Source organism: Tritonibacter sp. SIMBA_163 (assembly GCF_046535935.1).
GTDB classification, from domain to species: domain Bacteria; phylum Pseudomonadota; class Alphaproteobacteria; order Rhodobacterales; family Rhodobacteraceae; genus Epibacterium; species Epibacterium scottomollicae.
Genome location: NZ_JAWJBP010000983.1, coordinates 1 through 249, shown reverse-complemented (window position 1 = coordinate 249; position 249 = coordinate 1). Strand labels below are relative to the sequence as shown.

General features: G+C 67.9%; 1 protein-coding gene. It reads right to left on the bottom strand.

The window, feature by feature from the left end:
• Window positions 1–249: hypothetical protein (locus R0J92_RS25275; protein WP_411053712.1), on the bottom strand; the 249-nt coding region annotated here is incomplete at both ends.

Here is a 249-nt window from a genome sequence, read left to right as displayed (position 1 = left end):
ATCGCCAGCTCGATATCGTCGCTGTTGCCGGGCGCCAGTTTGGCGGCGACGTCATCCGGCGCCTCGGTCGAATGCACGAACACGTCGACGCCGACCAGCTTCTTGTTCGCAGGCGCGTGGCGCACAGCCGTCGGCACCGCCGGCGGCGGGGTGTCCTTGTTGTAAACGGCCTTGGGCAGGGTGGACGGCGACTGGCCCAGCCGTTCGATCACGGCATCGGCGAAGGCGCTCGTGCCGACCTTCTGCTTG